This is a genomic window from Haloplanus sp. GCM10025708, from assembly GCF_042663985.1.
Classification (GTDB): domain Archaea; phylum Halobacteriota; class Halobacteria; order Halobacteriales; family Haloferacaceae; genus Salinirarus; species Salinirarus marinus.
In genome coordinates this window covers 832,727-857,848 of the sequence record NZ_JBHSZA010000011.1, presented here as the reverse complement: position 1 = coordinate 857,848, position 25,122 = coordinate 832,727, and the positions used below count along the sequence as shown (strand labels likewise).

Sequence of the window (25,122 nt, the reverse complement as noted above, 5' to 3'; positions counted from 1 at the left end):
ATAACAGCCTGGCTGATTGCACCGTCACAACTACTCTGGATCTCTGGGGACAGGTTTGGAGACACATATTTTTCTTCGCTGGTTTTGCGGGGGAACACCTGCTCAGTGTGTCTGCGGACTCGTCATCCTTGTGCCCGTGTTTTGATGCTGTGATATCAGGCAAAAATATATTATCAAGAGTGTTATCCCTCTGTTCGTAACAATGTCGCGCACGACGGATCGTCGTTCGGTACTCAAATTCCTAGGCGCAACAGCTACCGCCGGTCTGGCGGGCTGTTCCGGAAACAGCACCAATACTGAAAACACCACCGAAGGTGGGGAAACCGGGACCGCGGAGCCCGGGACAGAGGAAGAGACGACAGAGGGCCCGACTTTTGTCGAGGACACCCCATCGGATCTCCTCCACGATGCAACAAGCGTGGAGGGCGATCTCGTCTATACTGAAGGAGCTTCTGACGAGTTCGAGGAGAAACGGGCCGTCTTCAACGGCGAGACACACCCATTCTTCTCTGAGGTCGGTAACTTCCATCTTGGGGACGATGGTCTCATCTACAAGGCCCTCGACGGGAGAGGACCCAATAGCGAGTCCGTCCTGATTGACGGCGGCGAGGAACTGGCACGAGGAGACGAGCCGATCATCCTCGAAGATATTGCCGATGATAAGCCCGTATGGCGAGCCGATGAAGAACCATCTGTCTTCTACCACGGAGAGGAAGCGATCGAGACGGATTACCAGCGGTTGAAGGAGGTCGAATACATCGATGATGGTTTCGCCTTCATCGGCCGGTTCCAGAACGATCAAGGCCGGTTCCAGGAAGAGGTCGTCCACGACGGCGAGGTGATCGATGAAGGTGGTCTGTTCGAGAACCTCACAGATCTCGATGGGACCCCGATGTACAGTGCAGCCAAAGGCAACGGCGAGCAGGTCACCATCGGCGACCGGACGGTTGGAACGCAGTACACGCATCTGTCCGGCGGTGAGGTCAATGAGGTAGCTTCCTTGAGGGCCGCTCGATGTTCGTCACCACCGTCCACCCCGACGAGCAAGAGCGTCCTGACCTCCAGGAAGAGAAGGTCCTGTGGTTCGATGGGGACGAGATCGGCCGCTATTCCATGGTACCTGAAGCCGATGTCGTTGGCGGCGAGTTCGCCTACCTCTACATCGGCCCTGAGGAAGACGAAGACGGTATCAACTGCCGCTACGGTGGGGAAGAGGTCGGCCAGGAATACGAGAACGTCAGCAAGCTTGGGGACATCGACGGCGAACTTGCCTACCGGGTCAAACTCCCTGATGATCGGGTCGAGGGTGAGAAAGACGCCGCCATCGTCTACCAGGGCACAGAGACGGACGCCTACAGGTCCATCCATGATGTGTTCGAGGTGGACGGATCGGCCACCTTCCTGGCCCAGACGGGTACAAAATTTACTTCGAACGTCCTCGTCCGGGAGGAGTAGCGGGGTACACATCCCGCCTCCTTTTTTGCTGTGTTACAACCGGGGACTCCAGTGACAGCGTAGATCGCGTAGGGGTACACGGTCAAAGCACATTGTTCCCCGCCAAACCGGATGAACCCCGATATATCCGATACGACGGTGAAACATACCGATATAATGGAGAATTTGAACAGGCATGATCTGAGAGAAAACGCTCAATAAACGGACTGCACTGACCGACTGTCAGGCAGTAACCAGACGCGATCTCTAACTGCTCAGTGTGGATGCGAAAGTACCGTCTACGATTTGGACTCGACAGTTGAATCGGGGCGAGAACGGTATCCTGTGTATGCGTAGTATGAGACGATTCCGATGAATACTGCCAGAGCGATGAGTCCAACAGTATACACGGGATCAACACCCGCTATTGGCTCACCGAACACGAGATCGCCCGTGGCAAGAAGTGCTAGTAGTTGACCGACAAGTCAGCGATAATCCACACTTGGAAATCTTTGTGATTGTGAATATACTTTTTGGTCAAACGGTGACCTGTATCGAGCAGTTAGACGAATACTCGAGCATGTCGTTGGCACCGTCCCTCCGTGACCCCGACACGTGAGTCTCGCCGCACCGTCTTCCGGCAGATCGCCCACCTATCCGACGTCGACTGGCCCACCTACGAGTCGAGCCCGCTGTTCGATCGTACGTCACTCCCCGGATTAGAATCGGATGTTCGCCTCGTTGCGGAAACATGGTTTCAGCATGACGATCACGAGGGTGTTGATCAATTCGTCCACGCAGTGCCGCTCGCATACGTCCAGTTCGATGCCCACGACAGGTACGCAGGCTCGACGAGCTACGAGATGGAGACACTGTTTCGCCTGTTCCTGCTGAAAGAATGCCATGGCTGGGACCATGAGACTGCCCTCGTCGAATACTTCTCTCAGCACCCCGATCTCTGCAATCGACTTGGCCTGGAGTCGGTGCCAAATCAGTCCACACTCTGGCGCAGCTGGCACCATCGGTTCACTGCTGATCTCCAAGATACTGTTCAGACCGCAGCGCGAACCATCCTCATCAAAGCCCAGAACGCGGGCGTTACAGTCCCGCGCGAGCCAGACCGACAGAGCCGCAGACACGGTAGCGAGAGTCCGAAATCGGACCCTGACGACCAGACCGTATTGAAACAGGCCGAGACAGTCACTGGTCGCGTCAGCGATGTTGCGTTCCCAGCGTTCGCACTGGACCGAGGCGAGGGCTGTGAAATTCACGAGAACGCCTACTGGGACCTCCAGACGTACCTCGGACTTCGAGAGAACCTCGCCGTTAATGAGGGTGCCCGGAGCTTCATTCACGAATCGAATCGAGATCGAACACCGCTCGGCCACTCCCATCGCGAGCATGTGCGGGACCTCTCCATCGAACAAATTCGGGAGATGTACCGGCAAGCCGTAAGTCGCCTTTTAGATCGGGTCGCAGAGACTGAGGAGTTCTTTCGGGCCGGCATCGTTGCGATCGACATTACCGAATCTGACCCCTTCACAGGCGATAGAACGGGCTACGAAAACGGGATCATCGGAACCAAAGAGAACACCGACGAGTATGCCTATCAGTGGGCGACAGTCCAGCTGGTCGGGAATGCTGTCCCAATCGTTATAGACGCACGGCCAATACGCAAAGGCGATACGCGTAAGGAGATCGTCGAGGACCTCTTGGACTCGGCTGAAGCGGCTGTTCACGTTGATAATGTGCTGATGGATCCGGAGTTCGATAGCCAACACATCCTGGAGATGCTCAGCCAGCGCGGGCTGTCCTATGTCGTTCCGAAGCGAATGCAGACCAGCGAGAAAGCCCAGGCCAAGCGATTGCTCCAGCGCGACAAGGATCGGTACGAGACCGACCGGAAGCTCCATCTCGGCGATAACGAGTGGCACTCAACGACGCTAATCTACCGGCGGAAAGAAAACTCCGAATACACCGATCATCGGCAGTACTCGGTGTTCATGACGAATCGGAAGAGTGGCCTTCTCACTGAGTACGGGTACAGATGGGAGATTGAGAGCGGGTACAAGTCGATCAAGCGGTTCATGGCCGCGACAACCTCGAAGAATTTCGGCCTGCGGTTCTTCTACTTCGCGTTCGCGTGCCTATTGTACTCGATTTGGCGGGCGGTAGACCTACTTGTGCAGGTCGAATTGACTGGAGAATACGAGCACTCGCCGATCGTGACGGCTGATAACACGCTGACGCTGTTGAAGAAAGAAACGGGAATCGGATAGTAACGGAACTCTCCCCTGGTAGCCCGGCGTCTGAGTGGCGACACTATCCGGAGTCTCGGAAAGTCCCCGAATTAGTTGTCTGGGGAACAGGAATGGCCGTTCAGAAAGCGATCTGAAGCAGATTCCGCTTATCGATTCGGTCGATACCACGCATTACAGGCCCGCTATACCCGCTGTAGTCTCATCTTCCCAGCCCCGAGATTTTGTATAGCGTTATACGATATCTAATTTCCCATAGTGCGGTATTCCGGAGCTAAGAGACTCCAGATCCCCGAATTCTTCCGATGGGTCGAATACAGCAAGTGGTCGTGATTACCCCAATAATCACGACCACTTTAGGGTACCCCGTCGCCGTCGGTGAAGCACGAATGCTGCAACCGCCGCACGTTGTCGCTTTCCCGAGGTAGAGTCGCTGCAAGCGACTGTCCCTCCCTGACTATGTTTTGGTTGCGAGGTTCGATCCATCGCCGGAAGTCTTATAACGAATTATCGATAATTCGTAATTGAGATGGCGCAATCACCTCCCCGGTCGGGCCAGCCACCAATTCAGCAGCTTCAGACGGTGGCTGACCTTCTCGAGACGCCGGCACTCGCTCGGATTTATGCCCACATCTTGCAACACGGTCCGGTCACTGTGTCCGATCTCGTCGGCAAACTCGACGTTCCACAAGGAACTGCCTACGACTACGTTCAGAACCTCGAAACCGCGGGCTTGGTAGAGAAAACCCGTGAGCAGCGTCCGTATGAATACGACGCCGAGTCGATCGTACTCACGCTCTCGACGGACGGCGAAACCCAAACGATCACGCCTGCACTTATCGCTGCCGTTGCCCGCCGTGATGAGGACGAGGATATCGACGTCTACATCGAGCGCCACGGTCTCGACGGCCTTGCTGTCGCTCTCGAGTACGCCTACGAATACGTTGACGGCACGGTCAACCATCGGATTGCGGCTCGGGAACTTGATCTTTCACCACTTGAAGCTGAGATCATTCTTCAGGCACTGGAGTCGGTTGCTACCGAATATGCCGACGCGGCTGTATGACGACTGTCTATATCGCCGATACCGGCGTCTTCGTCCGGTGTGGTGGGCCGGACAAGGACAAATTTCAACGACTACGTCGATCTCTCCGACAGGGTTAGAACGGGGTTTCCGTCTTTTCACTGGCCCCACTGTCCGTGGGATTCTCGGCCTTCCCGATTAGCACTCTGAATTCGTCCGGATCGCGCTGGCGGTACGCCCAGCGGAATTCCGGTCCCGCCTCGGCCTCGAACTGATGATACAGCGGCTTCGGGTCGTGATCGTTCACCAGCACGAATCCCGTCCCGGTATCTAATTCGTCGTATGCCTCGTATACGCGTCCGTGGCGCTGAGCCGGTGGGAGATCCCTGACATCGTGTTCCTCGACGATTTCGATTCGCTCCTCGTCCGACGGCGATGCCGTCACGTCGTCGCCGGGGTCGGTTTGATTGGTGTTTTCTTCGGTGCTATCGCTGTTCGTGATTTGGACTCGGCAGCGCCCCGGTTCTGATTCGACAACCTCCCAGACGAACGAGTCGCCGTAACGCTGGCTGAATTCCCGATGCAGCGGCTTTGGTTCGTGGGGAGCGATGAGTTCTAACGTCCCTCCTTCGGGAAGCATCCCATACCGATGGTGAATCGTGGGGTGGCGTTCCTCCTTGGGGATGTCGCGGACATCGTACCGCGTGACGATATCCTCATCAGTGACCTTGGAATCGCCAGTTTTGATGATTTCGACCCGCCAGTCTCCGGACCCGCGACTTATGTATTCCCAGTCGACAACTTCACCGTGCATCGATCGGAGTTCGTGGTATAGCGGCTTCGGGTCGTGATCGTTCACCAACACGAAGCCTTCGCCTACCCCCAGTTCATCGAATATCTCGAGGAGGGCCTCGTGTCGCCGCTGTGGCTTCAGGTCACGGACGTCGATAGTCCCGAGCGAGTCGTCGAGGGATTCCCCGACAGTCACCTGGAGTTCCCTGGGTTCCGCGTCGGGATCCGCGTACTCCCAGTCAACTGCGCGGTCGTGTTCGATCTGGTAGCGAACGAGGTGCGTATCGATGTCATCGTCGGCCACGACCCCGAAATCGTCCCCTGGTTCGGCTTCATCCAACGTATCGAAGAGTTGTGTGCGATGGTCTTCTTTCGATCGGTTACGTAGGTCGAGTTCGTCGATCATCTAGTAGAGGGTATTGGAGCAGATGGAAGACCTCTGTGCCGAAGCGATTCGGGCGTTCCACGAGATGCCCGGCCCCGCCCCCGCCAGCTTGGACGATGACAGACTGATCGAATTATGCCTGTGGCCCTCACTCACGTAGTGAGACACCCGTAGACCGAATTATACCCACCATCGTACCCGTCCAACGTAAAATGGAGTTCGGGATATTATTCGACTGAGTATTCATACGTCTACACCACGGCTTACTAGATCCTATGGACGTAGTCGACCCGTCGACCGGCACTCGGATCGAAACGTACGAAGAACACACCGAGAGCGACGTAACGGAAGCGTTGGACCATTCGACCGAGGCGTTTGATGACTGGCGTACTCGCTCGATTCGGGACCGCGAGCAACTCCTCGAAACTGCAGGTGAGGTCCTCCGAGATAACAAACGGGAGTACGCCGAGACGATGACTCGGGAGATGGGCAAACCGATCACGCAGGCTATCGCGGAAGTCGAGAAGTGTGCCTGGGTCTGTGACCACTATGCGGAGTATGCGAGTACCTATCTTGATTCGAACCCACATCCGAGTCCCCCCGGATCGACGGTCAAAACCGAATATGAACCGCTTGGACCCGTCCTCGCGGTGATGCCTTGGAACTTCCCGTTCTGGCAGGTGTTCCGGTTCGCCGCCCCTACCTCACGGCCGGGAACGTCGGCCTACTCAAACACGCCTCGAACGTACCGGGGTGTGCGCTCGCGATCGAAGACGTGTTCCGAGAAGCCGGTTACCCGGAGGGGTCTTCCAGCCGCTCCTGATTCCGTCGGAACTCGTCGACGACGTCATCGCAGACGATCGCGTCCGGGCGGCGACACTGACTGGGAGTGGTCCGGCCGGGCGAGCTGTCGCCGCAACAGCCGGCGAACATCTCAAGAAGACAGTGCTGGAACTGGGCGGGAGCGACCCGTTCATCGTTCTGAACGACGCCGATATCGTATCTGCTGCCGAGACCGGCGCGTGGGCACGGAACTTGAACGGCGGTCAGTCGTGTATCGCTGCGAAGCGCTTCATTGTCCATACGGACGTATACGACGATTTCCTCGATGCGTTCGTCGACGAAGTCGAGTCGCTCGTAGTCGGTACCCCGATGGACGAGGAGACCGATATCGGCCCTCAGGCCCGGCAGGATCTCATGGATGAGTTACACGAACAGGTTGCGGAGAGCGTTGCTGCTGGGGCAACGGTCGTTACTGGCGGCGAACCGATCGACCGTAAAGGGATCTTTTACCCACCCACAGTTCTGACCGACGTTCCCGAGGGATGTCCTGTCGACAGCGAGGAGACGTTTGGTCCCGTCGCCACGGTCTACGAGGTGGCTGATGAGGATGAAGCGATTAGCAAAGCCAACGACACGAACTTCGGGCTCGGGGCGAGCATCTGGACCGAAAACCGCGACCGTGGTGAACGGATTGCTGGCCACATCGACGCTGGCTGTATCTACGTGAACCAGCTGGTAAAATCGGACCCCCGAGTTCCATTCGGTGGCGTCAAAGACTCGGGCTATGGACGTGAACTCTCCGAAGCAGGAATCAAGGAGTTCGTCAACCGCAAAACGGTGTGGGTCGAATGATGAAAGCCTCGGACCTGCTGGTCGCTTGCCTCGAACGCGAGGGCGTCGACCACGTGTTCGGCGTCCCCGGCGAGGAACTAGCGGATCTGCTGTTCTCCATTCGGGACTCCGGAGTGACGTTCATCCCGGTCCGTCACGAACAGGGAGCCGCGTTCATGGCCGACGTACACGGCCGCCTGATCGGTGATGCGGGTGTCTGTCTCGGGACGCTCGGTCCGGGTGCGACGAACCTCCTGACGGGCGTCGCAGACGCCCATCTGACAAAAGTCCGTTGGTCGCGATAACTGGGCAGGGCGGGCTCGAACGGCTCCACCAGGAGAGCCACCAGGCTATCGACGTGCTCCGGACGTTCGAACCGGTGGCCAAGTGGAACACACAGCTCGATAGCCCGGATATCGTCCACGAATCCGTCCGGAAGGCGTTCAAGGTCGCCGAGTACGAGAAACTCGGTGCGACCCATCTGGAACTCCCCGAAGACGTCGCTGCTGAAGAACTCGAGATGCGTCCGCTGGCTTCTCGGGACCGAGTTCCGTTTGCTGCGCCGAATCCCGATACGCTGGCTCAGGTCCAAAAACACCTCCGAAAGGCAGAACGACCAGTCGTGATTGCTGGAAACGGGGCCGTCCATACGCAAGCCGCGACGCAACTCCGCGAGTTCGTCACGGAGACTGGTATCCCGGTCGTCTCGACGTATATGGGGAAGGGAGCGGTATCGGATGCCGATGAGCAGACACTGATGACGCTTGGATCCGGAACCGGTGGTGAAGCCGCAGTGGCCATCTCACGAGCGGATCTTGTCATCACAATCGGTTACGACATCGCCGAACACGACCCGGCCGATTGGGACGGGACAGCGCCGCTCGTCCACTTGGACAGCAAACCCGCAGAGGTGTACGAAGCGTATGATCCCGATATCGAGGTGATCGCGGACAGCGGGAGGACGCTTCGGAATCTCACCGTCTCGCCCGACACGCCTTCCATCAGGTCGGCGCGTACGAAGGGCCCTCGATCCCGATGTACGACCAGCACGCGATGGGGATTCGCCATCGCGATCAGCTCAACCGAGTCCTCGAAGAAGACGAGGACAGCCAGACGCTCTGGATCGTCCCCGCAGACGTCCACTTCTAATCGACGATGCCACGGATCACAAACTGGTCACGAGAGAGTCGTACACCAACACTCGCGTATCGAAACACCGAGACCGGTGCCCGAGCTGTCCTGCACCGGGCTCCAGACTCATACCGATACAAATGGAGAGGAGCGATCCTCGTCGACGGCTACCCGATCTGGTCGCGAGGCTTCGAGACGAAGGAGGCGACAACGTTCCGGGATGTGCTTCGAGAGCGGCCAGCGCCCGAACTGAACTGTCCGGAGTGTCCGAACGACGACGTCCTCATCGGCGAGAAGACAGCTGATGGAGCGAAGGTACAGCGCTGGTACGACTGCCCGGACTGTGGGTACGAAGCCCCCTCGCGCATCGTCTACGGCCCTGAACGCTGAGAACGTACGCACGCAGGGTGTTTTTCGGCCGGGGCGGAGAGAGTGACCCGGTCGAACCGGGTCGGCCCAACAATGAGTCTCGAAGTACTCGACCGACACAGCGAGGCACTGTTCGAGTTCCTCTGGTGCCCCGTCTGCGGGCAGGAAGTATTCACCCACATTCCCTTCGAAGGAGTGTTCTGCAAGAACTGTAACACGCAGATCGTCCTCCGAGAGTCCCGAGAAAACCGAGGCTACGAGGAGGCCGTCCTCGCCTGCTTCAACACTGACTCGACGTGGAACCTTCACGTCGACGAAAAACTGCGTCGCGACCTGCCTGACGGCTCGGCACGGGTGAAAATTCTCGGCGCACCGGGGGCCTACGAAGTCGACTGGTGGAGTCCAGCACCGGGGGAGAATTGGGAGCCGGTCGAGCGTGGTGAATTCGACGACGTGGAGGAACCAGACGAGGTGTCACATCTCGCGTAGCGGATTGCAATCCCGCTACGACTGCGTGGTGTTGTTTCAGCGCCGGCGATGGGTGCCGGCGCACACGCGCCGGCGAGTACCGATATCGACACGGAGTCAACTCCGATTCGTCCAACGAGTCGAACAGACCGATGAGACAGATGGCGGCGCCGATCGCGTCGCGCAGGTGTACCGGCATTCGGACGGCTATCCGGGGAGCGTCCTCCGGGATCTGACACAGCTGAAAGAGCTGCTCGATGCGACCCGCGCAGAGCGCGGACCGGGTTACACGGCGGCGACGTTCGTGTTCCTTGACAAGCTCTCGACAGTCGACCTCTATCTGGATGGCGACCCAGAGCGAACGATCGACGCGGCTCAGCCAGCGGATCTCCTCGAGCCGTCCAATATGGAGCACCTGGACCAGCCGCTGTTCCTGCTGGGCCACGGCGTCGAGAATCCGGCCGACGGCATCCACGGCGACGAGGAGTACCTCTACGTCGTGGAACTCCCGACGGAGAACCCGTTCGACGAGCCGACCGAGTGGACAGTCAAAGTGAGCGGTCACTCCGCATTCCCCGTTGGGACGGCCCGACCGACGAGGCCTTCGAGCGGGCGAGCTGGCAATTCCACGGGTCACTCGAGGACGCGCTCGCAGAACTGGTCCGGGACGAAGCAGTCGTCAAGTAAAAACCCAAATCGTATTTATATAGTTAGGATTTAGAAAGACTCAGATGATTACGAAGGCCGGACTCGCCGTGCTTGACGCGCTGAGTGCCGGCCGTGAAGCAACACCGGAGGAACTCGCGGCTGAAACCGAGTACTCACGAGAACATCTGTACGACGTAATCGACGAATTACTCGCAGCGGGATTGCTCGCAGAAACCCGTGGCCCCAGCAATCAGCGTCGTGTCCGCATCGCGGAACATCCCGTCGCCGAAGCGTATCGAACGCTCCAGCCGGAGTTCAGCCACGTGGACTGGACGGAACTGCTCTCCCCAGCCACCCTCCGCGTGTGTTGGTATCTCGATAGACCACGACACATCGCTGATATCGCCAACCGACTCGGAATTACCCGACAAGGTGTCCACAGCGCGTTATCACCGCTCAAGCACCGAGCACTACTCTCCAGATCCGATTCGAAGTACGCCCTCCGTGACGAAGTCTCGCCGCTGTTGGCGTTCGCCCGGGCTACTGTAGAGCACGAACATCGATCACGAGTCCGGGAAATCGCCCCCAGCGCCACGATCGCGTGGTGCGATCCGAACCGATCCCTCGTCCGCGTACAGACCGCTGAGGATACGGACGCACTCCAAGCAGCTCCGGACTGGGAGATGACCGGACTGGGTCGGTTTGCAGCGTATGGTCTACAGTTTTTCCTCGCCGGCGAGCCTCCGTTCTGGTATGCTCCAGACGAAGACCTAACGCCTGCTGAAGTCGTGTGCCATACGCTCCTTCTCGATACCGGATCCCGGCGAGTCAGTTATTCGATGCTGCTGATCGAGGCGGAGGATGTCGATCAGAGGACACTCATCGAGACCGCAGGGTGGTACGATCTAGAACCTACTGTGAAAGCATTGTATCGGCCACTTCAAGGTGACTTCGACGGGACAGATGATCTGCCCGTCATCCTCCCGAAGAAGGACGAATATATGGCGCTCAAAAAGCAGTACGGTGTCTCGTAACACCAACCCCGCAGCCTGACGGAAGATTGCGACGGGTTAGATGATGCCGCCGATTACGAGAAGGGTGATAACGAACAGCAGCGTCGCAACCACGCTCCCGCCAACCAGCAGTGTATTCTCCATCGCCTTCTCGTGAATCGGCATATTGGCGTACTCCTCGCGGAACGCTTCGAGGTTCTCCTCGTCGTAGAAGTACTTCGTCTTGAGCGCGAACCGTTCGGTCACTGCACAGCCTGTACAGACCAATTCCCCTTCGAGCCGTTCGGTCTTGATGTGGCTGTCGCAGGCGATCGCCCCGCAGTTCGGACAGTACGTGTAGGTCTCGTCGACGCCACTCGTCTCGCAGTGGACGCACCGATGGATACCGTCCTCTGCGGTCACTCTGGACGGGCCTGCCGCGTAGTACTCGTAGGGATAGGTGTACTCTTGGAGCTCGGTCGTCTGTCGAACCTCGGGGAGGTACACCGGCTCGATCGACTGGACGGAGATGTCCGAGCGGTTCGGCTCGCAGGTCTTGTTGTACGTGACGTTGTTGTCACCGGTGTAGGTCACCGTCGTCGTGTGATAGTCCTGGAGCCGCTCGACGGCCCACTCCTTGTACTCCGTCTGGGTCTGACCGAAGCGGCGCTCCTCGACGTCGTCGAATACCTCCTCGAACTGGTCGAGATCCAAGTCGACCGTCGCGTGGAGATTCTCGGTGACCAAGGTCGCGACGGCTTCATCGGCGATCTGCGGGCGGCCACGCTCGGCGTGGACGACGAACCGCGTGCGGTCGTCGATCCGGTGGATGACGCCCACAGAGGTCTCGAAGACTGCGTTCGTATCGGCGGTGATCGCAACCACTGGGCGGAACGTCACCCGCGAGTGCGGCACCGGGAGATCCGCGGCCTCGATATTCTCGATGTCGCGGAATGCCTCCTGGACAGGTGCGTCGACGTCCGCCGCCGGGTCGTACGGCCGTAGTGTCTCGTCGCAGAGGATCTCGATGCGGCCGTTGTAGAGATCGAGACCGATCTCGTCGGCGATCTCTCGGAGGACCTCGCCATCGAGCAGCTCGATGGGATGGGGATCGTCGTTCTGCTGGAGGCGCTGAGCGTATTCCTGAGCGGGATTCGTGAACCGGCCGGTCGTGACGACCATCCCGCGCTTCGGGCCGTCGAAGTCGAACGTCGCGATGGCCGAGTGGAGTTTCTGGACGACTGGTCGCCCGACCGTGCCCGTGTGCTTGCACTCGACGATGATCGCCCGTCGCGTCCCGTCGACGACCTCCTCCATGATGACGTCTCGCCCCTCGTCGGCCGTGCGTTCGGCCTGCCGGACGTTCTCGTAGCCGAGGTTCCGGAACACGTCCTCCATCAAGTCCTCGAACTCGAACCCCGAGAGGTCGTCCAGTACAGCCATCCGAATGTAATTGGACTGTATCTTGCTACAACCAAATACGTTGCCGACCTCGGCGATGAAAGCGGGGGAGTCGACCGCAGTGGTTGTTTCACGTCCTGCGAGGGTGCGGGACGTCACAACCGTCCCGAGTCACCGATGAATTCTGAGAGCAACAGCGAGGTCGCCCCCGACCACTGGTGGTTGCAACGTCGAACAGACGACGAACATTTCGTGTTCGCCTACGACTTCTCGAATTCTGTTCTCTGTCACGTCCAGCAACCCTCGGACTGGCTGGTTCGTGTCGACCAAGCCGATGGGACGATCCTCTTCAGCCAGCACGATCTCCGGTCGCGAGCAGCGGCGTTGGACCTCGTCGAGAGCGTCATGGAACTCTGTACGATGCTCCATCGGGAGGTCGTTACGGAGCGGAGTCAAGCGCGAAAGCCGATGTACGTCGGATCCCGACCAACCGGGGCCGCGAGCCCGGGGAGTCAAGGGCACGGACGCAGTCCAGATACCGCCCGTCGACCGTCGGATTCCCGGCCTCGCCAACCTCCGGCGCGACCACGAGACCTGGGCCACCGGGAGGGTGAGTTCCGATGACCGATAGCCGAGCGTACCGCGGCGAACGCTGCATGGGCGGACAGTTGGTCTACACCCCGGATGGCGATGTGCTGGACAAGCACCTCCACGTCCTGCGCCGCGCCCCTGGTGGGTTCGACTGGGGATCGGAGGCCGACGAGGCCCGCATCGATCAACTCGCGATCGCGCTGCTGCCGATTTAGCGACGAAGAACATCGCGCTCGACCACTACAAGGAGTTCGCAGAGTACCTGCTTGAAGAGCTCGAGGGCGACGAGTGGCGGCTCCTGACCAGCGACATTTCGGCCGATACCTGGTCGCGATACATCGACGTCGTTGATGAGACGCCGTCACCGGAGGATGTCGACACCACGTCGGTCGATTTTGACGAGATGACCTTCGCGGTCGAGCGAGCGCTCTGCGAGAAGCACGACATCAGCATCCACCAGAGCGTCGACGACCGCCGCGAGGAACTGGAGGACGCCCGCCAGGCTGTCCAATCAGAAACTACCGACACGGAGGAGGCACGGACCGACACCGGCGGCTTCGAGTTCCCCGCAGCTAGCCAGTAGGGACGGCGAGGGCGTTTCCGGATCTGTTTGTAGAACCCCCGAGAGGGGTGCGGAGGTCACCACCCCGCGACGTACCGATGAACGGGAACGCACGACGTCCCACGTCAAGCGGAGTCCAGACAGAACCGCTCGCTCACCATCGCGACGACCCCGTCGAGATCGATATGTGGACGCTGCATTCCGGCGCGACGTACGCGCTGACCCACTTCTTCCAGGGCAAGGAAGGCGCGTCGCTGGACGGCTACGTTCGCACGGCCAACGACATCTTGTTCAACCCAGAGGGTACCATCGAGCGCGTCGAACGCGCCTACGAGGAGGAACTGGAGGCGGACGGCGATGATGGGTCCCAGGCCTCACTCGCCGGCGAGCGGGCGCTCGCGAGCATCGAGCGTGTCAGCGACGATCTACAGGAGAAGGTCGACCAGTTCGAGGAGCGTGAGGATGCGCTCCGTGAGCGGTTCCACGACGCGATGAGCTAAAGGTATTTACTCAGGATTCTATTTCCAAACAGCTGTTAATTGTCCCAATTTAAATCACAATAAGAAGCCAGCCGGCTTCGAGGGTCATTTCAGGCGACATAAGGAAGCCGTGAGAATTAATATACAACCAGAATGTGGGTGTGGTATGAGTGGTTTGTCACGTCGGGAGTTGCTGAAATCAAGTTCTATCCTTCCTTTTTGGAGTTTACAAAAACGGGATAATCAGTCGTTGCGAGCGGGGACCCTCGCCATTTCTACCCCTCCTCAAGGATGGGATTGGACAAGTTATCAATTTGATTCAAGAAATATAGGACAGACTGGAACAGATAATGTGTTATCGAATCCAACAATCCAGTGGCAAGCCCAAACTAGAACAGCATATTCGCCGATTCTTATAGCAGGATCTTTCGGATATGTTGTCGGAGTTGATGAGATTCGCTGTATAAACTTCAACACCGAACAAGAAGAATGGCAAAAGTCCATAACAAGATCAGAGAACACGACTATTTCACACGGACCAGCGATTGATGGGAGATATATTTATGCGGCTGGAGAGGAAGGGCTTCAGAAGTTAGATCGATTTACTGGAGAAAGACAGTGGTTTGCTGGTAGCGAGGACAACCGCGTCCCTCTAACCTCCAAGGACGCAGTAACAGTTGGTTCTGAATCGATTTATTTAGGAACGGGAGAAGCGGTCATTGCAGTTAATAAAGAGAGCGGGACTGTTCGTTGGCGCCATGAGATTGAACGAGGTATTGGCACCGGCACGAGAGGTATGTTTGCACCCGCTATATACCAAAACAGAATTATCGGGTCGTTCAGCAATGGGAAAGTTATATCTTTTAATTCAGATGGCAGTATTGAGTGGGAGACACAAGTGGGAACTGGATGGACAGACTCAGGTAACGAGGCACCTGAACCAATCATTATCGGAGGACCGGCTGTAATACAAGATCAGATACATATTCCGACTATAGGGGAGTCAAGTGGCGGGATTTACGCACTGGACCCGGAATCAGGTGACTCAAATCAACTCTCATCTGTCGACTGTTCTAGTGGTATTGCGACAGGGCTTAATCGTTTATTCGTGTCTAATTATGACCGAGGAATTGTCGGAATAGATCAGGATGATGGAACCGTAGATTGGGAGTATTCAGGTTCAGCAGACGAATACGGAACCCCCGTTTTAGCCAGTGATATGATATATGTTATGGGGTCTGATGGTCATCTCTACGCAATTAACGCTTCTGTAGGTGAAGAACGTTGGACTCTTAGAACAGACTATGATAATTTATTTCCACCAAGTCCAGCGGACCAATTTTTGTTAGCTCCCTCAAACGGAGGAATTGCAGGCATTATCTCTGAGGAATATCCTCCTTCACATCCAACTTCTACTCCAACGGAAACACCACAAACACAGCCACCTGGTTCAACAGCATCCACAACCGATAATCAAGCCACAACTAGTTCTGAGACAGCTTCAGTTGGTTCATCCCCAACCACTACTCCAGCTGGGGGAATCGGACCACTTGGTGGCAGCGGTGATACCTCCTCGCTACGCTGGTTGCTTACGTGGTTGGCATCGCGATGAGTGCGATTGCCGTCGCATTCGCATTTTGGATCGCTTTCAAAGACTACGTTACGAGTGACTCATCTAGCAGATCCTGATCATGTCACTGCCACCAGTTCCCATTTTGGTCGGCAGTGGTGTCATAGTCGTTACCCTCGGTGGGATCGCTGGGTTCATTCTGGCGACCAAGACGCGGTTGACTGCTCGTCAACTGGCAGCGGCTGTTGGGGGCGGGACGGCCATTATCGCCGCCGGAATTGTTCTCAGCCCCCTCATCCGTCGTGCTGTGAACGCTATTGCCTACGGTATTCTTATCGGCTTCCCACTATACGCCCTGTTCTGGACACTACACGACTTCGTCAACCGGGTAGTCCGCTCATGAATAATCTTGTCTCTATTGGCCTAACAGCGCCATCAATACCGTTGCAAGTCTATTTTGAAACGGTCCCTTGGGGGCTTCCCATACTCGTCATCGCCGCTGGCGTCTTCTTGTATGCCATTCCTTATCTCAATCGATTCATCGGCCACCGCCTGTCCGAGTGGCGGTTGATCCCGCTCCTACCTCGGGTTGCTACCATCGGACTGTTAGTTAGCGGTGCTGGACTCGTTGTCTTCACCCAACTTGGCGATTCAGACTGGATGTACGTCCTGTTCCTATTTGCGTACACTCGCGCTATCGAAGGAGCCACGGTCTTACACCTTCTGGGTAAGATCGACAAAGTAGCTGGTTTGATAGCCAGCGGTAGCAACAATGGAGGGTCACTCAGATCCAAGCTTAAACGGCTCGGCTCATGGGCCATCAAACGGTTACTAAGTCGCCTGCCGTTGCTAGTCGTTACGGTGGTCCTGTCCACGCTTGCGTTGATCTTCCTCATAACCGTCCTGTTGGGATTCCCTGGAACGCCGATTACGGTCCGGATCGCGGCTGTGCTTACTATCACGACTTTCGCACTTTCGACCGTGAACACAGCTTGGGTACTACGGAAGGTGCGTACAGAACTCGGGCCACCGGCCTTTCTCGGAGTGATCTGCTGTGTCGTCGGAGGGGAACTCTACAGCGTCCCTGCAGCGTTCAGCCTTTTCCCAGAGGTTCCGGCGCTTGATGGGCCATTTAGCGCTTGGACGACCGTCTTGGTTAGCCTCATCGGCTGGTTGGTCGGCCTCACCCTCGCGGTCCTCTTTTTTGTCCACCGCATCCGCCAGACCAACGCCGAGGTGATGGATTCTATTTAATTTCCAATACTAATTTGAACAGAGATACAAGGTGTATCCAACGAAGTAAAACAAATCATCCAACGTGAAGCCAGGGACCGAGCGCAGAACCCATTTAGCGGGTGAGCGACTACACAGGGTAATGGACGAGTCGCCTTCCGCACAGACCCAATCTCGCATCTACACGGCGCCGCGAACGGATGTCTCGCAGAACCAGGGCAAGTTTCGGATCCACTTCAACTTCCCCGGCCGGGCCGTCCCCGACCACGACGACCACGGGTACGGGCCCTTGGCGACCGTCGTGGAGTCATTCATGGACCCCGGAACCCTGATCCGGATGCACCAGCACAGAAACGAGGAGATCATCTCGTGGGTCCCCGACGGCGTGATGCGCCACGACGACCGCCAGGGTAACCAGTTGGTCACCGATTCCGACCATCTGATGGTGATGAACGCCGGCAGCGGCTTCTGGCATTCCGAGGAGACGCTCGCGGACGACCCGCCGCTACGGATGCTCCAGATTTTCGTCCGCCCACACAGCCTCGACCTCGAACCGGGCATCCAGCACGAGCCGATCCCCAACCCGGTCGCCGGCGAGTGGCGCCACCTGTTCGGCCCCGAGGGGACCGACGTCCCGCTATACGTTCGGAACGACGTCGACTTCTACGACTGTCGACTCGCTGCCGGGGCCACGACCACGATTCCGTCGCAATCGGGCCGCCACACCTACCTGTACGTGTTCGACGGGGCCGTCGAAGTCGGTGATGAGTCGGTCGGGTACACCGAGAGCGCACTCGTGACCGGCGACAACGACGTGGCCGTCACTGCAACCGAGGACGCCACCATCGTCGCGTTTGCCATCAACCCGGACGCGCCGGTCACCCGCCAGGGCACCATCGGTCGCTGAGACATCGGCGGACCGACTGTGGATTGTTTTTCGCCCCCTGAGAGGGTGAGGGCTTCAGCGAACGTCCTCGCAGTCAGGTGATTCCCGTGAGTCAACAACAGTCTCCGAGCGATGTCTCGATCGACGAGATTCCCGTCGATATCGCGAACACGCAGTCCGGCGACATCCACGCAAGCGACGTTCCCGAGGAGATCGGATCGCTGACCCGTGCGCTGGCGAGTACGGAGCCGCCGACGAACCCGCTCGTCGTGCTAAAAGCGGCGCGCTGGTGGTATATCCACGGCAAGGGCGGAGCTGATCCTGCGTTTCAGTGGGCAATCGAGTAGGCCCGGCACCTCGCGACCGACACGCCCAGCGACGTGGATCGGTTCGACGAGTTCCTCGAGTATCTCGTCACGGTCGGCTTCGCGGACGATACAGCCGAGCTTCGATAGCGTTCCTCCGGGGTTGTTCATCCGCCCCTGAGGGGTGCGGCGCGTTCTGAACCGGCGAAATCGCGTTAGTCCGATTTAGTGACTACCATGTCCACGACCAGAGATTCGTCGGTCTCCTTCGACCAGACCGACACGCGAGATGACGAGATGAACAGCACCATCGAACAGTGGATTGACGACCTCGTCGCCGGCGTCGACGACGCACAGGCCAGCGCGGAATTCCAGGAGTGGCTCGACGTCCAGAGTCGCTTCCACGACTACTCCTACCGGAACACGCTCCTCATCAAGCGGCAGTGTCCCGAGGCAACCCGCGTGGCGGGCTACCGGACGTGGCAGGAGGAGTTCAACCGCCACGTCCAGGAAGGCGAGTCGGCTATCTGGATCTGGGCGCCGATCATCACGAAGCAATGTCCGGAGTGCGAGAACTCGCCGCGCTACCACGAGGACAGCGACTGTGAGTACGACGAGACGCCGTCCGAGGAGTGGTCCGAGGGCCTCGTCGGATTCAAGCCCGCGCCGGTGTTCGACGTCTCTCAGACCGAAGGCGAACCGCTTCCTGATCTCGACACGGAAGCGACCGGGGGCGCCGGCGACCTCGTTGCTCGGCTGACTGGAGTCGCTGATGAGCTCGGTGTCACGGTGCAAGTCGTTCCAGAAGAGGGGTGGACGCACGGTGAGGCGAAGGGCATCTGCGAGCAGCTGAGCCTCGTCGATATGCAACCGCGTGTCGAGGTGCGTGATCGGGAGAACGATGCCGACCTTGCGTGGACGTTGATCCACGAGTACGCCCACGCCCTGCTTCACTTCCACGTTGACGACGACACCGAGCGGTCGAAACGCGAAGTCGAGGGCGAAGCTGTCGCGTACGTCGTCGGGCGCTACTGTGGGCTGGACACCAGTGGGTCAGTGTTCTACCTCGCTGCGTGGGAATCCGACGATCCTGAAGTTGTTCGTGAGCGGCTCAACCGGATCAGTTCCACAGCAGAAGAGCTCATCGACGTGCTCGAAGACGGCGCTTGAGTTCTTAACCAACACTCGGTTCTTAGTTTCTATTTCGTTGGTTAAGCCAATTCGTCTCCATCATCCGAGGCATCCGCAAGGCTAAAGCAGGCCCGTGTTTATACTCTATGTAAGAAACGCAGGTATGAATACCATAGAACAAACTCAAAATATACGCCAGGGCCTCTCGACTCGCGAAAGTCGACTCCTTACACGACTCGCTGGGGCGGGTCACCAGATCATCTCCGTCGACGACATCGAGACGACGCTGGAGGTCTCCCCGAACACCGCCCGCGAGATCGCCTCCCGGCTCACCGAGAAGGGCTGGCTCGACCGGCTCTTCCCGGGCACGTATCTCATCATTCCACTCACTGCCGGCGAGGAGGCGGTGTACACCACCCACGAGTACCTCATCGCCGCCCACGTCGCCGAGCCGATGTACATCGGCTACTACAGCGCCCTCAGCCACCACGGGCTAACCGAACAGGTCCCCCGGACGGTGTATGTCGTCACGCCGACCCGAGCGCAAAGCCGAGAGATCCACGGCGTCCCGTACCGCGTCACGACAGTCACCGAGCGGAAATTCTTCGGGTTTGAGCCGACATCTATCGAGGGCACGACCGTTCAGGTCAGCAACCTGGAGAAGACGCTGGTCGACTGTGCGGACCACCCCGAATTCTGTGGTGGCCTTCGGGAACTCGCGACCGCGATGCGCACCGCCGATGAACGGGGTTGCGACTGGGACACTGTCGGCGAGTACCTCGAGCGCCTCGACAATGGCGCTGCGACCAAGCGGATCGTCTACCTCGCTGACCAGCTCGGCATCGACCTCCCCGCCCGCGAGGAACTCGTCGCGTCGTTCACGAGTGGCTATTCCCCACTGGATCCGACGCGGCCCGAAACCGGATCGACCGACAGTACGTATCGCCTCCGGATCAACGTCGAGCCAGCCACGCTGGAGCCGACGGAGTCCTAATTGGATCACTCGCGAAGCAGAGCGCCCACCTGTGTGACGCCGCCACCTATTTATACGTCGTTGCACAAAATCAGATAGTGTCTGAAATGGCAAAACAGGATATAACGGTCTGCATCGATGCGTATCCCGACCGGGATACCGATGTCTTTCGTATCGGTGCCGCGGACGACATCCTCCGACTGCTCGCCGACGCCCACGACACGGAGTTTACGATCCCCGAACTCGTCGACGCTACGGGCGTCACTCGCTCGACGGTCTGGCGGGCTGTCGACCTCCTCGACAGTATCGGTGCTATCCACATTCGTGAGACACCACAACGAAACCACATCGCGATCGACCCCGACCGACTCCAGAAGGACGATCCGATACTTGCCATTCCGCAGTCGGAGTTCCATGCACCGATCCGGGCATTCGTTGACCGCGTGCAAGCCACGCTCACTGACGCCGACGACGTCGACGACCTCCTCGGTATCGTTATTTTCGGGAGCGTCGCTCGGGGCGAGGCTGACCGCCAGAGCGACATTGATTGTTTCGTCGTCGTCGATGGCGACCGGACGACAGCCCGCCGGCGGATTACCGACGTCGTTGCAGATCTTCAATCAGACCGCTTCGACGGTGACCGATTCGCGTTCGAGCCGTATGTTGAATCTGCCGAGAGCGCACGCAGAGCCGGATCAAAACTCCGCGACATCTTCGCGGAGGGCATTACGGTGTACGGCAGCGACCACCTTGACTCACTCCGAAAGGAGGTCGTCGCCGATGAGTAGTACGCGAATCGAGCAACTCATCGACAACGTACAGGCCGCGTTCGACCGCCGCCCAACAAATATCGAGACCGGGCTTGAGGTCGAGGATGCCGCCTTCCTTCAGCTGCGGAAGGCCTGTCGCTTGCTTGCCGGCGCCGAGGCACTTCAGGATGCAAGCTACTACACCCTCGTCATCGAAGCGTCGTTCGTCGCCATCGAACGGACCGTGGAATTCCGGCTCCTCGAACGCGGCATGATGCAGCCGGACGATCTCCCTGGCACGCATCCAGGTGTCTACCGAGAGGCGGCAGCGGCCGGCGTTTTCGGTGAATCGATGGCGGCTGATCTCGCAGATCTCTGGCGCGACCACCGAGCAAAAACGTACTATCAGGATGGGCTCGCCTCAGCAGCGCGTGCTGACGCGATGTACGAGCTCGCCACCGAGATTCATACATACGTTACCGGGCGGTCTCGACAGGGACACGAGTGTCTCTGCGGGGAAACAGCATAGCGAATGCGTCTCTAGCAGTCGAGAGGGAGTAGTCGATCCCTATTAACCAACACGAGATGCGATAAGAGGGGATCTGTTGGTTAAGAAGATTGGGCTATTCGTAGTTTACTCTAGGGTAAACTACATTGTTACTCTCAGTCGAACACACAGCTATGGGTGCCAGTTTGGGCGATGAGGTCGATACGACACCACGCGAACACGATCGTCCTCTCGTACTCGCTGCCGGACCCGGACGACGCCGCCGTCGAAGAGATGATCGACGCCGTCGAACCCCAGATTACGGACGCCCTCGCGACACTCACGGACGAGTACGACGACGCGATTGTGGAGATCGTTGCGGACATGCAGCCTTGTGAGCACTGCCGGACCCAGAAATACGAGACGTACGTCCTCTTGACTGTCCTACGCCGGGCGTTCGTTCGTGCTCACAGAGAGTCCTGAGCGAAAAACCCGGAATCGCCCCGGCTTCATTAGATACAACATAAAAGGACAGGTTGTTGAAAGGTGTGAATGTACCGACCTCACCGATCAGCAACCGCTGGTGTCGTCGAGAGTCCACTCACAGGCATTGCCGGCAGTAAGGTTGTTCTCGTCGATATATGCGGAGAGGCAGGCGTAGTTACAGAAATACGTTGGTGAGCCACAGTCGTCATCACAATTGCGGACGCAGATCGGATCGTGATCGAAGACCAGGGATTCACAGTATGCGCATCCCTCGTCTGCGTCGGGTGTCGAGACGGTCGTAGACATACTTGTGCTGAGGACGCTCTCACAGAAAACGTTTCTTCGGACTGTGATCAGTGGGATAATCTCGATAACACACCCTCGAATCAGCAGTACTACCACCGCGGTTTCTAACAGAGTTGAAAGCAGTCACCTGTCACAGGTCCTCAGGTCGCCGTTCGCGCCGTCCGTCGATATCCTCCGTACAGGGCTGGTAATCCGAGAGGAAGCGCGAGGAATCCAAACCCGAGAAGGGCATATCGGTCTGTATCCTGATGTCGCACAACAAGGAGCGTCGTGACGATGCCGAATAGTGCAATCAGGTACGCTGCGTTGCTCCAGATGACGTCGTAGGTCGAACAGTACAGCCAACAAACGAACGTGTAGGCCGGGGCGTTCCAGGTCGCTGGATGGAGTTTCGGCCAGAAGAACCGGCAGTACGTGGTCAAACCCAGCATCGCGACGGTCGGCAACCCGACGAGCCACATTGCTGCCCCGCGCTTCATATCGCCGTATCGCCGATATCCAGCGAGGAAGAGCGCGGGGAAGCAGAAGACCCACAGCCAAATACCGAGAGTGTAGGTCACCGGCCAGTGCTCGATTCGGGGCTGTGCAATTGGCAGCCGTAGTGACTCAGGAAGCGTCGCCCACGGAAACGAGGGATCAGGAACCGGATTCGTGAGGAACACGACCAGACAGAGTCCCGTTCCGACAAGGAGTCCGTATAATCCCAGCGTAGTGTATCGGTCAAGACATGCTGGAAGTTGCGGCCGGGTCGACTGTTGACGGTGATCGGAGAAGCCGGCCATGCTTCAGCTTTGTATGGTCGTGATCAGGTATCTCGTTCAAGTGCTTCGCGTCGCTGTTCGTATTCCTCGTCGGTCAGCTCCCCGCGGGCGTAGGCGAGCCGAAGCTCCTCGAGTGCTTGGTCTGAGTCACTCGCATCCCCTGTAATTGCGCGATAGATGAGGTACCCACCACCGAGGGGGCGGCAAGGAACAGGAGTTGCATCACGATGCCGACGATGAACATCCAGCCTGGCATCGTCCCATCGGACCACATGTGACCGCCCCACATCCCGCTCATCATCGGACCGAACCCCATCATTCCGAAGCCCATGAAGAACAACGGGAAGATGAATACGGTGCCGATGATAACGAGGAGGAGCGTAACAAGTCGCGTATTGTCTGAATTTGTAGGCATATTGTGATCCCTTCGTGAGTTCAGGTCTCAGGTAATACTACGCACTAACTATTCAATGCGGTTGTGACTTTGACCTGCGTGTTCTTCCCGCCACTATTCTTTTGAATTCTCACCCACCACGGTTCTGACCCGAACTATCTGAAGGAAAACTGCAATAGATGATCCGCTTGGAATGGTACCTATGGTGGCGACGATGATTGATGGCATCTTCGAAGCTCTACGCATCGGTGTGGGCTTCCTCTGGACCGCGGCGTGGGCGATCATCATGGGTCTCACGATCACGAGCCTCGTTCAGGTGTACGTCTCCAAGGAGCGAATGGCACAGGTGCTGGGCGATGGTGATTTGAGTGGACTCACCAAGGCGACTGCGTTCGGCGCGGCCAGTAGTGGCTGCAGTTTCGGCGCTGTCGCCATCGGGAAGGGGCTGTTCAAGAAGGGAGCGCACGCGGTCAACTTTCTCGCGTTTATGTTCGCGTCGACGAACCTCATCGTCGAACTCGGGTTGATGATTCTGATTCTGCTCGGCTGGGAGTTCCTGGTCGCAGAGTTACTCGGCGGGCTCATTCTCATCGCCGTCATGTCCGTCATCGTCCACCTCACCCTCCCGGAGAATCTCTTCGACGAGGTCCGAGAGACGCTCAACGAGCGCGACCGCGAATCAGGCGTCACCGAAGACCCAACCTGTGGGATGGAGGGGAAAAACGAGTACACCCTCACGACTGACGGCGGTGAAACGCTCAAATTTTGCTCAGAGGGCTGTATGGAGACGTACCTGCAGGAGACGTCGAGCCGTGGCGGGTGGCGTGAGGAACTACTCTCGTGGGGTGGCTGGTACAAGGTCGGGAACCAGTACCGCAAGGAGTGGTCGATGATCTGGAAGGACGTCATCGCCGGTTTCCTCATCTCGGGGTTCGTCATCGTCTTCGTCCCCCAGTGGGTCTGGAACACCCTGTTCATCCAAGGGATGGTCTGCTCGTGACTGCCGAGAACGCGATTATGGGTGTCGCCATCGCTGTCGTCAGTTTCGTCGGCAGCATGGGCAACGTCCCGTTCGCGGTCGCACTCTGGGGCGGGGGCATCAGTTTCGCCGGCGTCATTGCGTTCGTCTACGCCGACCTCATCACGATTCCCGTCTTGAACGTCTACCGAAAGTACTACGGCTGGAAGGTCATGCTGTACATCCTCGGCGTCTTCTTCGTCACGATGGCGTTCACCGGCTTCCTCATGGAACTGCTGTTCGACGCGCTCGGCATCGTTCCAGATCTGGCGGGTGGCGAGACGGCGACCGAGCAGACGTACTTCGAGCTCAACTACACGTTCTACCTCAACCTCATCGCCTTCGCGCTCTCCGGGTTCCTCCTGTACGTGTACCGTCGCGGCCTCGGTGCGCCTGGCCAGTACCGCGACCCCGTCTGTGGGATGCGGACCGACGACAGCGAGCCAGCGGCGACACATGACGACGAGACGTACTACTTCTGCTCGCAGACCTGTAAGGAGACTTTCGAAGAGAATCCAGGCGAATACGCCACCGGCCACCCGATGGTGATGGAGGGCCACGACCACTGACGGACATCTCGCCGAGGGTTCAGAGCTTTCAATAGTGTACTTCGTTCGGACATGGACACATCCGCAGACGCGGCCTTAGTGAACACGCTACTGTGACTCTCGATCG

The 25,122-nt window shown here is 58.2% G+C and carries 21 protein-coding genes and 8 pseudogenes; 23 read left to right on the top strand and 6 right to left on the bottom strand.

All coding sequences use genetic code 11. The features are described from left to right. Positions 1-241: 241 nt before the first annotated feature. Positions 242-967, bottom strand: coding sequence for a hypothetical protein (locus ACFQJD_RS07845; protein ID WP_379797367.1), 726 nt, complete (start codon positions 965-967; stop codon positions 242-244). 47 nt (positions 968-1,014) lie between these two features. Here ACFQJD_RS07845 and ACFQJD_RS07840 point away from each other — a divergent pair, with 47 nt between their 5' ends. The 3 genes from ACFQJD_RS07840 (at position 1,015) to ACFQJD_RS07830 (ending at position 4,758) form a co-directional block, all read left to right on the top strand. Further along, positions 1,015-1,455, top strand: a complete 441-nt coding sequence (locus tag ACFQJD_RS07840) for a hypothetical protein (protein WP_379797365.1) — start codon at positions 1,015-1,017, stop codon at positions 1,453-1,455. 581 nt (positions 1,456-2,036) lie between these two features. Next, positions 2,037-3,713 (top strand): transposase, encoded by a 1,677-nt coding sequence (locus tag ACFQJD_RS07835; RefSeq protein WP_379797363.1) that lies wholly within the window; start codon positions 2,037-2,039, stop codon positions 3,711-3,713. A 508-nt stretch (positions 3,714-4,221) separates the two neighbouring features. Then, a complete protein-coding gene (locus ACFQJD_RS07830) occupies positions 4,222-4,758 on the top strand; it encodes a DUF7437 domain-containing protein (protein WP_379797361.1) in 537 nt (178 codons plus the stop codon). A gap of 94 nt (positions 4,759-4,852) precedes the next feature. On the opposite strand, the gene ACFQJD_RS07825 is transcribed toward ACFQJD_RS07830, so the two are convergent. Next, entirely contained in the window at positions 4,853-5,914 is a 1,062-nt protein-coding gene (locus tag ACFQJD_RS07825) for a DUF2249 domain-containing protein (RefSeq protein ID WP_379797359.1), read from the bottom strand. Between the two features lie 254 nt (positions 5,915-6,168). On the opposite strand from ACFQJD_RS07825, the pseudogene ACFQJD_RS07820 reads away from it, so the two are divergent. The 6 genes and pseudogenes from ACFQJD_RS07820 to ACFQJD_RS07795 all read left to right on the top strand — a co-directional run bounded on the left by ACFQJD_RS07820 (position 6,169) and on the right by ACFQJD_RS07795 (position 11,157). Beyond that, positions 6,169-7,528 (top strand): annotated as a pseudogene (locus ACFQJD_RS07820) (NAD-dependent succinate-semialdehyde dehydrogenase). Further along, positions 7,528-8,486 (top strand): annotated as a pseudogene (locus ACFQJD_RS07815) (thiamine pyrophosphate-binding protein); the annotation flags it as partial. The pseudogenes ACFQJD_RS07820 and ACFQJD_RS07815, both read left to right, overlap by 1 nt. Before the next feature lie 176 nt (positions 8,487-8,662). Next, the gene (locus ACFQJD_RS07810; RefSeq protein ID WP_379797357.1) at positions 8,663-9,028 is read left to right on the top strand and encodes a DUF7568 family protein; all 366 of its coding nucleotides are present in this window, start codon (positions 8,663-8,665) and stop codon (positions 9,026-9,028) included. 72 nt (positions 9,029-9,100) lie between these two features. Further along, complete coding sequence (locus tag ACFQJD_RS07805; RefSeq protein WP_379797355.1) at positions 9,101-9,496, top strand: DUF7567 family protein; 396 nt, start codon at positions 9,101-9,103, stop codon at positions 9,494-9,496. A gap of 82 nt (positions 9,497-9,578) precedes the next feature. Next, positions 9,579-10,162, top strand: a pseudogene (locus ACFQJD_RS07800) (hypothetical protein). A 44-nt stretch (positions 10,163-10,206) separates the two neighbouring features. Beyond that, complete coding sequence (locus tag ACFQJD_RS07795; protein ID WP_379797353.1) at positions 10,207-11,157, top strand: MarR family transcriptional regulator; 951 nt, start codon at positions 10,207-10,209, stop codon at positions 11,155-11,157. A 36-nt stretch (positions 11,158-11,193) separates the two neighbouring features. Here the strand turns inward: ACFQJD_RS07795 and ACFQJD_RS07790 are convergent, their stop codons facing one another. Then, a complete protein-coding gene (locus tag ACFQJD_RS07790; RefSeq protein ID WP_379797351.1) occupies positions 11,194-12,558 on the bottom strand; it encodes a restriction endonuclease in 1,365 nt (454 codons plus the stop codon). A gap of 135 nt (positions 12,559-12,693) precedes the next feature. Here ACFQJD_RS07790 and ACFQJD_RS07785 point away from each other — a divergent pair, with 135 nt between their 5' ends. The 13 genes and pseudogenes from ACFQJD_RS07785 to ACFQJD_RS07725 form a co-directional block, all read left to right on the top strand. Continuing rightward, the gene (locus ACFQJD_RS07785) at positions 12,694-13,140 is read left to right on the top strand and encodes a hypothetical protein (RefSeq protein WP_379797349.1); all 447 of its coding nucleotides are present in this window, start codon (positions 12,694-12,696) and stop codon (positions 13,138-13,140) included. Positions 13,141-13,172: 32 nt separating this feature from the next. Continuing rightward, entirely contained in the window at positions 13,173-13,322 is a 150-nt protein-coding gene (locus ACFQJD_RS07780) for a DUF6166 domain-containing protein (RefSeq protein ID WP_379797347.1), read from the top strand. A 188-nt stretch (positions 13,323-13,510) separates the two neighbouring features. Then, positions 13,511-13,690 (top strand): hypothetical protein, encoded by a 180-nt coding sequence (locus tag ACFQJD_RS07775; RefSeq protein WP_379797345.1) that lies wholly within the window; start codon positions 13,511-13,513, stop codon positions 13,688-13,690. Between the two features lie 149 nt (positions 13,691-13,839). Beyond that, positions 13,840-14,169 (top strand): annotated as a pseudogene (locus ACFQJD_RS07770) (hypothetical protein); the annotation flags it as partial. 145 nt (positions 14,170-14,314) lie between these two features. Next, positions 14,315-15,760 (top strand): PQQ-binding-like beta-propeller repeat protein, encoded by a 1,446-nt coding sequence (locus tag ACFQJD_RS07765; RefSeq protein ID WP_379797343.1) that lies wholly within the window; start codon positions 14,315-14,317, stop codon positions 15,758-15,760. Positions 15,761-16,378: 618 nt separating this feature from the next. Continuing rightward, complete coding sequence (locus ACFQJD_RS07760; RefSeq protein WP_379797341.1) at positions 16,379-16,972, top strand: hypothetical protein; 594 nt, start codon at positions 16,379-16,381, stop codon at positions 16,970-16,972. 121 nt (positions 16,973-17,093) lie between these two features. Next, on the top strand, positions 17,094-17,858 hold the full coding sequence (locus ACFQJD_RS07755) for a pirin family protein (RefSeq protein ID WP_379797339.1): 765 nt from the start codon (positions 17,094-17,096) through the stop codon (positions 17,856-17,858). An 86-nt stretch (positions 17,859-17,944) separates the two neighbouring features. Beyond that, a pseudogene (locus tag ACFQJD_RS07750) lies at positions 17,945-18,292 on the top strand (hypothetical protein). 87 nt (positions 18,293-18,379) lie between these two features. Next, complete coding sequence (locus ACFQJD_RS07745; RefSeq protein ID WP_379797337.1) at positions 18,380-19,312, top strand: ArdC-like ssDNA-binding domain-containing protein; 933 nt, start codon at positions 18,380-18,382, stop codon at positions 19,310-19,312. 124 nt (positions 19,313-19,436) lie between these two features. Then, positions 19,437-20,267 carry a type IV toxin-antitoxin system AbiEi family antitoxin domain-containing protein gene (locus ACFQJD_RS07740; RefSeq protein WP_379797335.1) on the top strand — a complete coding sequence of 277 codons (831 nt, stop codon included), beginning with the start codon at positions 19,437-19,439 and terminating at the stop codon, positions 20,265-20,267. Between the two features lie 86 nt (positions 20,268-20,353). After that, on the top strand, positions 20,354-21,034 hold the full coding sequence (locus ACFQJD_RS07735; RefSeq protein ID WP_379797333.1) for a nucleotidyltransferase domain-containing protein: 681 nt from the start codon (positions 20,354-20,356) through the stop codon (positions 21,032-21,034). After that, a complete protein-coding gene (locus ACFQJD_RS07730) occupies positions 21,027-21,524 on the top strand; it encodes a hypothetical protein (RefSeq protein ID WP_379797331.1) in 498 nt (165 codons plus the stop codon). Before ACFQJD_RS07735 ends, ACFQJD_RS07730 begins: the two co-directional genes overlap by 8 nt. A 186-nt stretch (positions 21,525-21,710) precedes the next feature. Further along, positions 21,711-21,965: pseudogene (locus tag ACFQJD_RS07725) on the top strand (ArsR family transcriptional regulator); the annotation flags it as partial. Between the two features lie 87 nt (positions 21,966-22,052). Here the strand turns inward: ACFQJD_RS07725 and ACFQJD_RS07720 are convergent. From ACFQJD_RS07720 to ACFQJD_RS07710, 3 genes and pseudogenes are all read right to left on the bottom strand, one after another. Further along, on the bottom strand, positions 22,053-22,274 hold the full coding sequence (locus ACFQJD_RS07720) for a hypothetical protein (RefSeq protein WP_379797329.1): 222 nt from the start codon (positions 22,272-22,274) through the stop codon (positions 22,053-22,055). A 140-nt stretch (positions 22,275-22,414) separates the two neighbouring features. Beyond that, positions 22,415-22,834, bottom strand: coding sequence for a hypothetical protein (locus ACFQJD_RS07715; protein ID WP_379797327.1), 420 nt, complete (start codon positions 22,832-22,834; stop codon positions 22,415-22,417). A 245-nt stretch (positions 22,835-23,079) separates the two neighbouring features. Next, positions 23,080-23,450, bottom strand: a pseudogene (locus ACFQJD_RS07710) (SHOCT domain-containing protein). Positions 23,451-23,631: 181 nt separating this feature from the next. Between ACFQJD_RS07710 and ACFQJD_RS07705 the strand changes: the two are divergent. Next, positions 23,632-25,016 (top strand): annotated as a pseudogene (locus ACFQJD_RS07705) (permease). Positions 25,017-25,122 lie beyond the last annotated feature (106 nt).

Bases quoted from the DNA above. Each gene is read 5' to 3' on its own strand.
- ACFQJD_RS07830 (WP_379797361.1), top strand. From the start codon at position 4,222: ATGGCGCAATCACCTCCCCGGTCGGGCCAGCCACCAATTCAGCAGCTT.
- ACFQJD_RS07785 (WP_379797349.1), top strand. From the start codon at position 12,694: ATGAATTCTGAGAGCAACAGCGAGGTCGCCCCCGACCACTGGTGGTTG.
- ACFQJD_RS07795 (WP_379797353.1), top strand. From the start codon at position 10,207: ATGATTACGAAGGCCGGACTCGCCGTGCTTGACGCGCTGAGTGCCGGC.
- ACFQJD_RS07780 (WP_379797347.1), top strand. From the start codon at position 13,173: ATGGGCGGACAGTTGGTCTACACCCCGGATGGCGATGTGCTGGACAAG.
- ACFQJD_RS07840 (WP_379797365.1), top strand. From the start codon at position 1,015: ATGTTCGTCACCACCGTCCACCCCGACGAGCAAGAGCGTCCTGACCTC.
- ACFQJD_RS07775 (WP_379797345.1), top strand. From the start codon at position 13,511: ATGACCTTCGCGGTCGAGCGAGCGCTCTGCGAGAAGCACGACATCAGC.
- ACFQJD_RS07810 (WP_379797357.1), top strand. From the start codon at position 8,663: ATGCCACGGATCACAAACTGGTCACGAGAGAGTCGTACACCAACACTC.
- ACFQJD_RS07735 (WP_379797333.1), top strand. From the start codon at position 20,354: ATGGCAAAACAGGATATAACGGTCTGCATCGATGCGTATCCCGACCGG.
- ACFQJD_RS07720 (WP_379797329.1), bottom strand. From the start codon at position 22,274: ATGTCTACGACCGTCTCGACACCCGACGCAGACGAGGGATGCGCATAC.
- ACFQJD_RS07745 (WP_379797337.1), top strand. From the start codon at position 18,380: ATGTCCACGACCAGAGATTCGTCGGTCTCCTTCGACCAGACCGACACG.
- ACFQJD_RS07825 (WP_379797359.1), bottom strand. From the start codon at position 5,914: ATGATCGACGAACTCGACCTACGTAACCGATCGAAAGAAGACCATCGC.
- ACFQJD_RS07740 (WP_379797335.1), top strand. From the start codon at position 19,437: ATGAATACCATAGAACAAACTCAAAATATACGCCAGGGCCTCTCGACT.
- ACFQJD_RS07755 (WP_379797339.1), top strand. From the start codon at position 17,094: ATGGACGAGTCGCCTTCCGCACAGACCCAATCTCGCATCTACACGGCG.
- ACFQJD_RS07790 (WP_379797351.1), bottom strand. From the start codon at position 12,558: ATGGCTGTACTGGACGACCTCTCGGGGTTCGAGTTCGAGGACTTGATG.
- ACFQJD_RS07760 (WP_379797341.1), top strand. From the start codon at position 16,379: ATGTACGTCCTGTTCCTATTTGCGTACACTCGCGCTATCGAAGGAGCC.
- ACFQJD_RS07805 (WP_379797355.1), top strand. From the start codon at position 9,101: ATGAGTCTCGAAGTACTCGACCGACACAGCGAGGCACTGTTCGAGTTC.
- ACFQJD_RS07730 (WP_379797331.1), top strand. From the start codon at position 21,027: ATGAGTAGTACGCGAATCGAGCAACTCATCGACAACGTACAGGCCGCG.
- ACFQJD_RS07765 (WP_379797343.1), top strand. From the start codon at position 14,315: ATGAGTGGTTTGTCACGTCGGGAGTTGCTGAAATCAAGTTCTATCCTT.
- ACFQJD_RS07845 (WP_379797367.1), bottom strand. From the start codon at position 967: ATGCGTGTACTGCGTTCCAACCGTCCGGTCGCCGATGGTGACCTGCTC.